This window comes from Burkholderia sp. SR8, assembly GCF_052851275.1.
Genome location: NZ_JAULUC010000020.1, coordinates 38,523 through 51,553, shown reverse-complemented (window position 1 = coordinate 51,553; position 13,031 = coordinate 38,523). Strand labels below are relative to the sequence as shown.

Here is a 13,031-nt window from a genome sequence, read left to right as displayed (position 1 = left end):
ACGGACACGGGCATTGCGCGGCAGGCATCACGCGGCGGCAACGGCACGTGCCGCGGCACGGCGGCCGAGCCACGCATCGACCAGCTGCGCGAAATTGCCGGCGACTTCGTCGATCAGCGCCTGGTCGTCGATCCGGCCGGCGAGCCATTTCAGCGACGCGTCGGCCCACAGCGTGCGCCCGACCATGAAGCCCTTGACGATCGGGTTCGTCGCCGAGCGGAAGCTGTCGACGAGATACTGCAGCGGCTGGTTCAGCCCGAGGATCACGGCGCCGCGGCAGTGCGGATCGCGCTCGGCCACGAGCGTCTCGAGCCGCGCCCAGCCGTCGGCGCTCATCGGCGCGAGCTTCCACCACTCGGGCATCACGCCGAGGTTGTAGAAGCGGGCGACCGTGCGCAGCACCGCGTCGTCCTCGGTGCCGGCCGGCGTGACCGCGCGCGGCGGAATGATTTCGAGCAGCAGCTCGTTGCCGCTCGCCCGCGTCGCTTCCCACAGCTCCAGCACGCGCTGCTCCTGCGCGACGCGCAGGTCGACGTCGTCGTCCGGGTGGTAGTGCACGAGGCACTTCACCACCTGTTCGGTCGGCCAGTGCGTGAGCGACGAGCCGACCGAGCGCGTGTCGTCGAAGCAGAGCGGACGCGAGCCCGGCAGCTCGACCGGGCGGCCGACCCACCAGCCGCGGCCGGTGGCCGACGCGAGCGCGTCGCGGCCGTACGCGCCGCCGTCGACGAGCACGCCGACGTGGCCTTCGATATGGCGATCGCGCTCGACCTGTTCGGCCGCACGCACGAGCAGGCGCTTGAGCGTCTTGATCCGCGCTTCGTCCGCGCCGGCCTGCACGGCGAGCTCGTAGAACTGGCTGCGATGGTCGAACGCCATCACGCACAGGTCGTTCCATTCGCGGCGCGGTACCGTCACGCGATGCAGGTGCGCGAGCGTGCGATCGGCGTCGACCTGCGGATTGCGGCTGCCGCCGAACCAGTGCGCGAGCTCGGCCGGCGTCGGCATCGCGGCCGAACACGCGTGGCGCGACACGACGATCGCGCCGCACGCATTTGCGATCCGCGTCGCTTCGGCCCAGTCGCGCCCGCGCAGCAGCCCGGACAGCAGGCCCGACAGGAATGCGTCGCCCGCGCCGAGCACGTTCAGCACTTCGACGCGTTCGCCGTGGAAGGTCTGCGCGTCTTCGATGCGCGCGGGGATGTCGCGCTCGATCACGCAGCAGCCGAGCGCGCCGCGCTTGACCACCAGCACCGCGTTGCTCGCCCGGCGCACGGCCTGCAGCGACGCGATCAGGTCGTGCGGCACGCCGCCCGCGATCAGGAATTCCTCCTCGGTGCCGACCAGCAGGTCGAACTCGCCGAGCACCTGCTGCAACTGGCGCGTGACCTGCGCATCCGGCACGTAACGGTTCTCGCCCGCGCCGCGCGCGGTCAGCCCCCACAGCACCGGCCGGTAGTCGATGTCGAGAATCCGCACGACACCGTGGCGGCGCGCGTAGCCGAGCGCGGTCAGCGACGCTTCGCGGGTGGCCGGCGTCGACAGGTGGGTCCCGGTGATCGCGAGCGCGCGGCAGCCGGCGATGAAGTCCTCGCGGATCTCGTCGGCGCGCACGGCCATGTCCGCGCAGTTCTCGCGCACGAACAGCAGCGGGAACGTGTCGCGATCCTTCAGCCCGAGCAGCACGAGCGCGGTCTGGCGCTCCGGGTCGGCCTGCAGCTGGCTCGTGTCGCAGCCTTCGCGCTCGAGCGTCTCGCGCACGAAGCGGCCCATCTGCTCGTCGCCGACGCGCGAAATCATCGCGGTCTTCAGCCCGAGCCGGGCGACGCCGAACGCGACGTTGCCCGACGAGCCGCCGAGGTACATCTGGAAGCTGCGCGCATCCTCCAGGCGGCTGCCGTACTGCTGCGCGTAGAGGTCCACGGCGACGCGGCCGAGGCAGGCGAGATCGATGGGGCGGTCAGTCGGAAAGTTCAACGGGCTCATATCACGTATCACGCTCGCGGCCGGCGGTCGGCGTTGCCGGCGGATTGGGGGACCGATCCGGCGACGATGCTTCGTCACCTGCGCGGCACGACGCACACGCGCCTGCCGCAACGAATCGGGCTACGGAACGCAGTCTAGGCGTTTTGGAAATCCAGTTCCCTAGGTGAAATCACGTAGAAATAAATTTCCAAATTTTCGAGGAAGTGATCTACAGTTTCATCCGGATGCTTCAGTCCGTATCGGACTCGGCGCCGGCGGCGCGCAAAGCGCCGTTTTCCGCCCCCCGGAGATGAGGAGACAGAGTGATCATGAAGACCAAGCTGATGGCCGCCGCGGCCGCCGCGATCCTGGCCATGCCGCTCGCGCATGCCGAGAAGATCGGCGTGACGATGGCATCGTTCGACGACACGTTCCTGACGATCCTGCGCAACAGCATCGCCGATTCCGCGAAGAAGGACGGCGCGACCGTGCAGATCGAGGACGGCGGCAACGACGTCGGCAAGCAGTTGAGCCAGGTCCAGAACATGATCGCGCAGAAGGTGGACGCGATCATCGTGAATGCGGTCGATACCGACGCGACGCCGAAGATCACCAAGATGGTGACCGCCGCGAAGATCCCGCTCGTCTACGTGAACCGCAAGCCCGTCGATTTCGACAAGCTGCCGGCCGGCGTCGCGGTGGTCGCGTCCGACGAGAAGCAGTCGGGCACGCTGCAGGCGCGCCAGGTGTGCAAGCTGCTCGGCGGCAAGGGCGACATCCTCGTGCTGATGGGCGAGCTGTCGAACGAGTCGGCGCGCGCGCGCACGAAGGACATCGAGGACGTGATCGCGACGAAGGACTGCTCCGGCATGAAGATCGTCGACAAGCGCGAAGGCAAGTGGAGCCGCACGCAAGGGCAGGACATCACGATGAACTGGCTGAGTTCCGGCACGAAGTTCGACGCGATCATCTCGAACAACGACGAGATGGCGATCGGCGCGATCAACGCGCTGAAGGCTGCGCGCAAGCTGACGCCGAAGACGGTCGTCGCGGGCATCGACGCGACGCCGGACGGGCTCGCCGCGATGAAGAGCGGCGACCTGAAGGTGTCCGTCTATCAGAACGCGTCCGGGCAGGGCGCACAGGCCGTCGCGACCGCGCTGAAGCTCGCGAAGAAGCAGCCGGTCGACCGCTACGTGAACGTGCCGTTCGAGCTCGTCACGCCGGAGAACATGAACCAGTACGCGAAGCACTGACCGGTTTTTCCGCTGAACTGCGCGGGCCCGGCGCGACCGGGCTCGCGTGAGACTTTCGAGGAACGTCCATGTTTACAGCCAGGATGGCGCGCTCGATGGCCAGCGAAAGCGCGCCGGCCGCTTCGTCCGCCGCGCCCGGTTCGTCCGGCGTGCCCGCCGCCGATTGCCTGCTCGAGGTGCGCGGCGTCGGCAAGTCGTTTCCCGGCGTCGTCGCGCTCGACGGCGTGCAGTTCCGCGTGCGCCGCGGCACCGTGCATGCGCTGATGGGCGAGAACGGCGCCGGCAAATCGACGCTGATGAAGATCATCGCCGGCGTCTACACGCCCGACCAGGGCGAGATCCTGATCAACGGCGAGCCCGTCGTGCTGAACGGCCCGCTCGACGCGCTCGATCGCGGGATCGCGATGATCCACCAGGAACTCAACCTGATGCCGTACATGACGGTCGCGGAGAACATCTGGATTCGCCGCGAACCGAAGAACCGCTTCGGCCTGATCGATCACGCGGAGCTGCGCCGCCGCACCGCCGCGCTGTTCGAGCGGCTGTCGATCGACATCGATCCGGAAGCCGACGTGCGCACGCTGACGGTCGCGAGCCGCCAGATGGTCGAGATCGCGAAGGCCGTGTCGTTCGACTCCGACGTGCTGATCATGGACGAGCCGACTTCCGCGCTGACCGAGAAGGAAGTCACGCACCTGTTCCGGATCATTCGCCAGCTGCGCGAGCAGGGCAAGGGCATCGTCTACATCACGCACAAGATGAACGAGCTGTTCGAGATCGCCGACGAGTTCTCGGTGTTCCGCGACGGCAAGTACATCGGCACGCATGCGTCGACCGACGTCACGCGCGACGACATCATCCGGATGATGGTCGGCCGCGAGATCACGCAGATGTTTCCGAAGGAAGAGGTGCCGATCGGCGACGTCGTGCTCGCCGTGAAGAATCTCGGCGTCGACGGCGTGTTCCGCGACGTCAGCTTCGAGCTGCGCGCGGGCGAGATTCTCGGCGTCGCGGGGCTCGTCGGCTCGGGGCGCTCGAACGTCGCGGAGGCGCTGTTCGGCGTCGTGCCGGCCACGTCCGGCGAGATCCTGATCGACGGCAAGCCGGTGCGCATTTCCACGCCCGCGCAGGCGATGAAGCACGGGATGGCGTTCCTCACCGAAGACCGCAAGGACACCGGCTGCTTCCTGAACCTCGACCTGCTCGCGAACATGGAAGCGGCGGTGCTCAGCAACCGCTACGTGAAGTTCAATTTCGTGCAGCACGCGCAGTTGAAGCGCGACTGCGAGGAAATGAGCCGGATGCTGCGCGTGAAGACGCCCGGCCTGCACGAGGAAATCCAGAACCTGTCGGGCGGCAACCAGCAGAAGGTGCTGATCGGCCGATGGTTGCTCACGCAACCGCGCATCCTGATCCTCGACGAGCCGACGCGCGGGATCGACGTCGGCGCGAAGGCCGAGATTCACCGGCTCGTCAGCGCGCTCGCCGGCAAGGGCGTCGCGGTGCTGATGATCTCGTCGGAGATGCCGGAGGTGCTCGGCATGAGCGATCGCGTGATGGTGATGCACGAAGGCCGGATGACCGGCATCGTCGAACGCAAGGACGCCGACCAGGTCCGCATCATGGATCTGGCGTCGCGCTGAGCCGCAACAAGCATGGAGACAACTGAAATGGGCAACCTCAATCCGGTCGCGGACGCGCAGTCCATGACGATCAAGACGCGGCATGCGAAGTGGCCGCCCGAACTGAGCATCTTCATGGTGCTGGTGGGCATCAGCCTGTTCTTCGAGGTGATCGGCTGGCTCGTCGTCGGCCAGAGCTTCCTGTTCAATGCGGAGCGGCTCGAGATCATCGTGCTGCAGATGGCCGTGATCGGCATCATCGCGGTCGGCGTGAACCTCGTGATCATCACGAGCGGCATCGACCTGTCGTCGGGGTCGGTCGTCGCCGCGGCGGCCGTCGTATCGGCCAGCCTCGCGCAGGTGTCCGACTTTCCGCGCGCGGTGTTTCCGCACCTGACCGACCTGCCGGTGATCTGGCCGGTGCTGGCCGGCGTGTGCGTGGGGCTGCTGGTCGGCCTGCTGAACGGCTCGCTGATCGCGATGACGGGCATCCCGCCGTTCATCGCGACGCTCGGCACGATGGTCGCCGCGCGCGGTTTCGCGAAGTGGTTCACCAACGGGATGCCGGTGTCGATGCTGACCGACCAGTTCGCGGCGATCGGCGCGGGCGCGAATCCGGTGATCATCTTCGTGGTGGTGGCCGCGATCTTCCACGTCGTGCTGCGCTACACGCGCTTCGGCAAGTACACCTATGCGATCGGCGCGAATCGCCACGCGGCCGTCGTGTCGGGCATCAACGTGACGCGCCACCTGGTGTTCGTCTATGCGATCGCTGGCCTGCTGAGCGGGATCGCCGGCACCGTGACGGCCGCGCGGGCGATCTCCGGCCAGTCGGGCATGGGCGTGATGTACGAGCTCGACGCGATCGCGGCGGTCGTGATCGGCGGCACGTCGCTGTCGGGCGGCCTCGGACGCGTGACGGGCACCGTGATCGGCGTGCTGATCCTCGGCGTGATGACGTCGGGCTTCACGTTCATCCGGATCGACGCGTACTACCAGGAGATGGTCAAGGGCGCGATCATCGTCGCGGCCGTGATCGCCGACCAGTATCGCAACAAGAAGTCGCGCCGCTGACTCGCCGCGACCGAACACGCAATCGTCCGGGAAGAACATGAAGATCGCTCTGGATCCCTACATGATTCGTCACCTGCCGCTCGACCGGCTGCCGCACGCGGTCGCCGAGCTCGGCTACGACCAGATCGAGCTGTCGCCGCGCAGCGACTTTCTCGACTGGTGGGTGATGCCGCGCGCGACGCGCGAGCGCATGACCGCGTTCCGGCACGCGCTGCGCGCAAGCGGCGTCGGCCTTGCGTCGCTGCAGCCGATGTACCGCTGGGCCAGCCCGTTCGAAGACGAGCGGCAGTGGGCGGTGCGCTGCTGGAAGAAGGCGATCGAGGTCGCGCTCGAGATGGAATGCCCGCTGATGGTGTCCGAATTCGGGCGCGGCGCGTCGCCGGAGCGCTCGGTCGGCGAGCGGCCGGGCGCGAATCCGAAGGAGCTGTGCGAAGCCGCGTGGTTCCGTTCGATGGACGAGCTGCTGCCGATCCTCGAGCGCGAACGCATCGTGCTGTCGGTCGAGCCGCATCCGGAGGACTGGATCGAGCAGCTGCAGCCGGCCATCGACATCGTCACGAACATCGGCTCGCCGGCGCTGAAGCTGTCGTACATCGCGCCGCACACGTTCTATTACGGCGACGACATGGCCGCGATGATCGCGCAGGCCGCGCCGATTCTCGCGCACGTGCGTGTGGCCGATACCTTCGACCACCGCAAGAGCAGCCAGCTGCGCTACATCGTGAACCCGCCCGGCTTGAACCAGATCCGCGTGCACCAGCATCTCGACATCGGGCAGGGCGAGATCGACTGGGACGTGTTTTTCCGCGCGCTCGGCAGCGCCGGCTTCGACGGCGTGATGTCGTCGTGCGTGTTCGCGTGGGAGGACCGCGCGGAAGCATCGTCGCGCTACATGCGCGACACGATCCAGCGCTACATCGAGCGCCATTTCGAGCGGGCGGCCGCGCGCTGACTCGCCGTCGAAGCATTGCCGACCGGCGCGGCACGGGCCGCGCCGCTGATGAACGAAAGACTGGAGATATCCGGATGACCTTGCAAATCGGCGTGATCGGCTGCGGCGCGATCGGCCAGGACCATATCCGCAGGCTCACGCGCACGCTGTCCGGCGCGCGCGTGGTGGCCGTCAACGACATCGACCCGCAGCAGGCGCGCGACGCGGTGACGAAGTACGGGCTCGACGCCGAAATCTACGGCGACGGCCACGAAGTGGTCGCGGCCGCCGACGTGCAGGCCGTGCTCGTCACGTCGTGGGGGCCGACGCACGAAGCGTTCGTGCTCGACGCGATCGCGCACGGCAAGCCGGTGTTCTGCGAGAAGCCGCTCGCGGTGACGGCCGAAGGCTGCATGCGCATCGTCGAGGCCGAGGTCGCGCACGGCCGCCGGCTCGTGCAGGTCGGCTTCATGCGGCCGTACGACGAAGGCTATCGGGCGCTCAAGCGCGTGCTCGACAGCGGCGGGATCGGCGCGCCGCTGATGCTGCATTGCGCGCACCGCAACCAGTCGGTCGGCGAGCGCTATACGACCGACATGGCGATCACCGACACGCTGATCCACGAGCTCGACGTGCTGCGCTGGCTGCTCGGCGAGGACTACACGAGCGCGCAGGTCGTCTACCCGAAAAAGACGCGCCGTGCGAGCGCGCATCTCGCCGATCCGCAGATCGTGCTGCTCGAAACCGCGAGCGGCGTGCGCATCGACGTCGAGATCTTCGTGAACTGCCAGTACGGCTACGACATCCAGTGCGAGGTGGTCGGCGAGAACGGCATCGCGAAGCTGCCCGATCCGCCCGCGGTCGGCCTCAAGCACGCGGCGCGGCAGTCGGTCGAGATCATGACCGACTGGAAGGAGCGCTTCATCGCGTCGTACGACGTCGAGCTGCAGGCGTTCATCGACGGCGTGCGGCAGGGTGCGCTGACCGGGCCGTCCGCGTGGGACGGCTACGCGGCGGCGGTCGCGGCCGACGCGTGCGTGCGCGCGCAGAAGAGCGGGGCGGCCGAGGCGATCGCGATGGCCGAACGCCCGGCGTTCTATCGCGGCTGAACGGGCCGACACCGGGCCGCGTGGCGATGCGGCCGCACTCGCGGCCACGCGCCGCTTTCCTGCCGGACTGAACGACATGACGATGAAGATTGGCTGCGCGCCGTGCTGCTGGGGCGTCGACGACGTGAAGAACCCGCACCTGCCGCCGTGGCGGCACGTGCTCGCCGAAGCCGCGCAGGCCGGCTACTCGGGCATCGAGCTCGGCCCGTACGGCTACATCCCGCTCGAGCTCGACGTGGTGAGCGCGGAGCTCGAACGGCAGCGCCTGAGCATTACCGCCGGCACGATCTTCGACGACCTGGTGTCGCCGGAGAACCTGCCGAACCTGCTGCGCCAGACGCGCGAAATCTGCGCGCTGATCACGCGCTTGCCGAAGCTGCCGACGCAACCCGGGCAGCGCTACGCGGCGCCGTACCTGGTCGTGATGGACTGGGGGCACGAGGAACGCGACTACGCGGCCGGCCACGCCGAGCGTGCGCCGCGCCTGTGCGCCGAGCGCTGGGCGCGGATGGTCGACCACATTCGCGAGATCGCGACGATCGCGCGCGACGAATTCGGCGTGCGCGCGGTGATCCATCCGCATGCGGGCGGCTACATCGAGTTCGCGGACGAGATCGACCGGATCGTCGCCGACATCGCGGCCGACACGGCCGGCCTCTGTCTCGACACCGGCCACCTGTACTACTCGGGAATGGATCCCGAGACGTGGCTGCGCCGTCACGCGGCGCGGCTCGACTACGTGCATTTCAAGGATATCGACGCGGCGGTGTACGACGCGGTGATGGGCGAGCACATCGCGTTCTTTGCGGCGTGCGCGCGCGGCGTGATGTGTCCGATCGGCACCGGCGTGCTCGACTACCGCGCGATCCGCCGCGCGCTCGACGATATCGGCTATGCGGGCTACATCACGATCGAACAGGAGCGCGATCCGCGCAATGCCGGCACGAGCCTGCGCGACGTCGCGGCGAGCCGCGCGTTTCTTGCAGCGGCCGGGTTCGCGTAAACGACCGTCGGCTCGACGCGCTGCACTTGCTTTGAACACCTGAACACGGACAGGAACACGACAATCATGATCGACGGACAGATTCTGCTCGGACATTCGATTCGCTGGGGCATGGTCGGCGGCGGCCTTGGCAGCCAGATCGGCTACAGCCACCGGTCGGCCGCATTGCGAGACGGCAGCTTCCAGCTGGTTGCCGGCGCGTTCGACATCGATGCCGAACGCGGCCGGCAGTTCGGCGTGAAACTCGGTGTCGACGCCGACCGCTGCTATCCCGACTACCGGACGATGTTCGACGCCGAGGCGAAGCGCGCCGACGGCATCCGCGCGGTGTCGATTGCGACGCCGAACAACACGCACTTCGAAATCTGCCGCGCGGCGCTGAACGCGGGGCTGCACGTCGTGTGCGAGAAGCCGCTGTGCTTCACGACCGAGGAGGCCGAGGCACTGCAGCGGCTGTCGGTCGAGAAGAGCCGCATCGTCGGCGTCGCGTACGGCTATTCCGGACACCAGATGATCGAGCAGGCGCGCGAAATGATCGCGCGCGGCGATCTCGGCGAGATCCGCATCGTGCAGATGCAGTTCGCGCACGGCTTTCACAGCGACGGCGTCGAAGCCGCGAGTGCGGCCGCGCGCTGGCGCGTCGATCCGAAGTTCGCGGGGCCGAGCTACGTGCTCGGCGACATCGGCACGCATCCGCTGTACATCTCCGAAGTGATGGCGCCGGAGCTGAAGATCAGGCGCCTGATGTGCTCGCGGCAGAGCTTCGTGAAGAGCCGCGCGCCGCTCGAGGACAACGCGTTCACGATCATGGAGTACGACACGGGCGCGATCGGCTACGTGTGGTCGAGCGCGGTGAACGCGGGCTCGATGCACGGGCAGAAGGTGCGCGTGATCGGTTCGAAGGCGAGCGTCGAATGGTGGGACGAGCATCCGAACCAGTTGCGCTACGAAATCCAGGGGCAGCCCGCGCAGGTGCTCGATCGCGGGATGCCGTACCTGCATCCGGGCGCAACGCGCGAGGACCGCATCGGCGCCGGCCATCCGGAAGGGCTGTTCGAAGCGTGGTCGAACCTGTACGCGCGCTTCGCGCTCGCGATGGACGCGGCCGATCGCGGCGACGCGCAGGCGTTGAAGCACATCCGCTTTCCGGACGTCCATGCGGGCGTCGAAGGCGTGCGGTGGGTCGAGAACTGCGTGCGGTCCGCCGATGCAGGCGGCGTGTGGGTCGACTATCGTTGAGCGGCGAGGGCGCGCGGCGGCGGCCAGCGGCCCGGAATGGCCAGGCCAGGAGCGCCATCGCCGTCGCCGTCCGCATCGGTATCGGCGTCGGTAGACGCCCTAATCTTTACGACCCGGCGACGGCGTTGGAAAATCGTTTCCATTCCGGCCGTGGAGCATGTGCAGGTGATGACCGAGCGCGTGGGAGCGAGCATGCGGCGCGGGCGGCGCCGCAAACGTGATTAAATTCGCCCTTCATGCATGTCCACAGGAGAGTCCCGGGCGCACGCGCAGGCGGCGCGCGCATCGGGGCCGTCAACTTCGCGCTATCCGATGAGTTCATCCGACAAACCACCCGCCACCGTCGAGGCGTTCCTGCAGCATCTGACGCAGGAGTACGACGGCCTCAGCAATCGCCTGAAGGTGATTGCGCGTCACGTGGAAACGCATCGGGACCAGCTGGGCCTGGAAGGCATCCAGTCGCTCGCGGAGGCGTGCGGCGTGCAGCCGTCGGCCGTCGTCCGGTTCGCGAAGCATTTCGGCTTCTCCGGCTTCTCCGAGATGCAGCGGCTGTTTCGCGAGGGGCTCGCGCAGCAGATCGCGCCGGGCCGTGCGTACAACCTGCGGCTGCGCGACGTGATCGAATCGGGCGAATCGAGCCTGCAGCCCGAGCAGATCGCCGACGAATTCATCAAGGGCAGCATTGCGGGCATGCAGCAGCTGCGGCAGACGCTCGACCCGCACGCGCTCGCACAGGCCGTCGACCTGCTCGCCGACACGCAGGCGATCTGGATTGCCGGCTCGCGCCGCGCGTTTCCGATCGCCGTCTATCTCGACTATGCGCTGCAGCACACCGACAAGCGCATCGGCCTGTTCAGCGCGCTCGGCAGCATGCATCTCGGCCAGATCCGCTCGGTGCGCGAGGGCGACGTGATGATCGTGATCTCGTTCATGCCGTATGCGGAAGAGACGGTGCAGGTCGCGCAGCAGGCCGCGCAGCGCGGCGCGCGCCTGATCGCGATCACCGACAGCCGGATGAGCCCGCTCGCGCGGGAGGCCGAGGTGACGCTGATGGTGCAGGACAGCGCGACGTTCGGGTTCCGCGCGCTGACCGCGACGATGGGCCTCGCGCAGAGCCTGTTCGTCGCGCTCGCGTACCGGCTCGAACTGTCGTACCTGCCGACCTCCGACGGCGCCCACGGCACGAAGGCCGGCTGACGCCGGCCCTTCGATGCGCCGGCCGCCCGTGCATTCCACCGGCGGCCGGCTGTCGACCGCAGTTACTTCGCGGTCGGCATCGCGAACTCTGCGCCCTTGCCGATGCTCGACGACCAGCGCTGCATCACCGACTTCTGGCGCGTATAGAAACGCACGCCTTCCTCGCCGTACGCATGCATGTCGCCGAACAGGCTCTTCTTCCAGCCGCCGAAGCCGTGCCAGGCCATCGGCACCGGAATCGGCACGTTGATGCCGACCATGCCGACCTGAATGCGCCGCGCGAATTCGCGCGCGATGCCGCCGTCGCTCGTGAAGCACGCGACGCCGTTGCCGAATTCGTGCGCGTTGATCAGGTCGACCGCCTCGCCGAAGTCCTTCACGCGCACGCAGCCGAGCACCGGCCCGAAGATCTCTTCCTTGTAGATGCGCATGTCGGGGCGCACGTGATCGAACAGCGTGCCGCCGGTGAAGAAGCCTTCCTCGCGGCCCGGCACGCGCAGCCCGCGGCCGTCGACCACCAGTTGCGCGCCTTCGCTGACGCCTTGCTCGATGTAGCCTTCGATGCGCTTCAGCGCTTCGCCGGTGACGATCGGGCCCATCTCGACTTCCGGCGACATCCCGTCGCCGATCACCAGCTTGCGCGCGCGCTCGGCGACCGCCGGCACGATCTTGTCGGCCACGTCGCCGACCAGCACCGCGATGCTGATCGCCATGCAGCGCTCGCCGGCCGAGCCGTATGCGGCGCCGATCAGCGCGTCGACGGCCTGCTCGATGTTTGCGTCGGGCATCACGACGAGGTGGTTCTTCGCGCCGCCGAGCGCCTGCACGCGCTTGCCCGACTGCACCGCGCGCTGCTGCACGTACGCCGCGATCGGCGTCGAGCCGACGAAGCTGACCGCCTGCACGTCCGGGTGGTCGAGGAGCGCATCGACCGCGCCCTTGTCGCCCTGCACGACGTTGAACACGCCGGCGGGCAGGCCTGCCTGCGTGAGCAGGTCGGCGATGAACAGCGCGGCCGACGGGTCGCGCTCGCTCGGCTTCAGCACGAACGTGTTGCCCGTCGCGAGCGCGACCGGGAACATCCAGCACGGCACCATGCACGGGAAGTTGAACGGCGTGATGCCGGCGACGACGCCGAGCGGCTGGCGCATCGTCCAGTTGTCGATGCCCGTGCTGACCTGGTCGGTGAAGTCGCCCTTCAGCAGTTGCGGCACGCCGCACGCGAATTCGATGATGTCGATGCCGCGCGCGACTTCGCCTTGCGCATCCGAAAACACCTTGCCGTGCTCGGCCGTGATGATCGCCGCGAGCGTGTCGCGATGCTCGTTCATCAGCTGCAGGAAGCGGTGCAGCACGCGCGCGCGGCGGATCGGCGGCGTCGCGGCCCAGGCCGGGAACGCCGCGTGGGCCGATGCGACGGCCCGTTCGACTTCGTCGTTGCCGGCGAGCGCGACGCGGCGCACCGCGCGACCGAGCGCCGGGTTCAGCACGTCCTGGAAGCGGCCGCTGCGGCCGGCAACGGGCGCGCCGTCGATGTAGTGGCCGACGTCGGCATCGGACGTGTAGGCGGGAACCGTGGTCATGCGTGTCTCCTGGGGATAGGGGGTGGACGGAACCTAGTCTAGGCAAAGCGGC

General features: G+C 68.0%; 10 protein-coding genes. 8 read left to right on the top strand and 2 right to left on the bottom strand.

The features are described from left to right. Window positions 1-27: 27 nt before the first annotated feature. The gene (locus Q3A80_RS23015; RefSeq protein ID WP_446331170.1) at window positions 28-1,986 is read right to left on the bottom strand and encodes a bifunctional 5-dehydro-2-deoxygluconokinase/5-dehydro-2-deoxyphosphogluconate aldolase; all 1,959 of its coding nucleotides are present in this window, start codon (window positions 1,984-1,986) and stop codon (window positions 28-30) included. Between the two features lie 308 nt (window positions 1,987-2,294). Between Q3A80_RS23015 and Q3A80_RS23010 the strand changes: the two genes are divergently transcribed. The 8 genes from Q3A80_RS23010 to Q3A80_RS22975 all read left to right on the top strand — a co-directional run bounded on the left by Q3A80_RS23010 (window position 2,295) and on the right by Q3A80_RS22975 (window position 11,396). Beyond that, entirely contained in the window at window positions 2,295-3,221 is a 927-nt protein-coding gene (locus Q3A80_RS23010; RefSeq protein ID WP_446331169.1) for a sugar ABC transporter substrate-binding protein, read from the top strand. Between the two features lie 68 nt (window positions 3,222-3,289). Further along, on the top strand, window positions 3,290-4,864 hold the full coding sequence (locus tag Q3A80_RS23005; protein ID WP_446331168.1) for a sugar ABC transporter ATP-binding protein: 1,575 nt from the start codon (window positions 3,290-3,292) through the stop codon (window positions 4,862-4,864). Window positions 4,865-4,891: 27 nt separating this feature from the next. Next, window positions 4,892-5,917 carry an ABC transporter permease gene (locus Q3A80_RS23000; protein ID WP_446331238.1) on the top strand — a complete coding sequence of 342 codons (1,026 nt, stop codon included), beginning with the start codon at window positions 4,892-4,894 and terminating at the stop codon, window positions 5,915-5,917. Between the two features lie 37 nt (window positions 5,918-5,954). Then, entirely contained in the window at window positions 5,955-6,869 is a 915-nt protein-coding gene (locus tag Q3A80_RS22995) for a sugar phosphate isomerase/epimerase family protein (protein WP_446331167.1), read from the top strand. A 74-nt stretch (window positions 6,870-6,943) separates the two neighbouring features. Beyond that, window positions 6,944-7,957: a Gfo/Idh/MocA family protein gene (locus Q3A80_RS22990; RefSeq protein ID WP_446331166.1), complete on the top strand. Its 1,014-nt coding sequence runs from the start codon at window positions 6,944-6,946 to the stop codon at window positions 7,955-7,957. 76 nt (window positions 7,958-8,033) lie between these two features. Further along, window positions 8,034-8,960 carry a TIM barrel protein gene (locus tag Q3A80_RS22985; protein ID WP_446331165.1) on the top strand — a complete coding sequence of 309 codons (927 nt, stop codon included), beginning with the start codon at window positions 8,034-8,036 and terminating at the stop codon, window positions 8,958-8,960. 66 nt (window positions 8,961-9,026) lie between these two features. Continuing rightward, a complete protein-coding gene (locus Q3A80_RS22980; protein WP_446331164.1) occupies window positions 9,027-10,199 on the top strand; it encodes a Gfo/Idh/MocA family protein in 1,173 nt (390 codons plus the stop codon). Window positions 10,200-10,511: 312 nt separating this feature from the next. Then, window positions 10,512-11,396: a MurR/RpiR family transcriptional regulator gene (locus Q3A80_RS22975; RefSeq protein ID WP_446331163.1), complete on the top strand. Its 885-nt coding sequence runs from the start codon at window positions 10,512-10,514 to the stop codon at window positions 11,394-11,396. Window positions 11,397-11,458: 62 nt separating this feature from the next. Here the strand turns inward: Q3A80_RS22975 and Q3A80_RS22970 are convergent, their stop codons facing one another. Continuing rightward, a complete protein-coding gene (locus tag Q3A80_RS22970; RefSeq protein WP_446331162.1) occupies window positions 11,459-12,979 on the bottom strand; it encodes a CoA-acylating methylmalonate-semialdehyde dehydrogenase in 1,521 nt (506 codons plus the stop codon). Window positions 12,980-13,031: the final 52 nt, after the last annotated feature.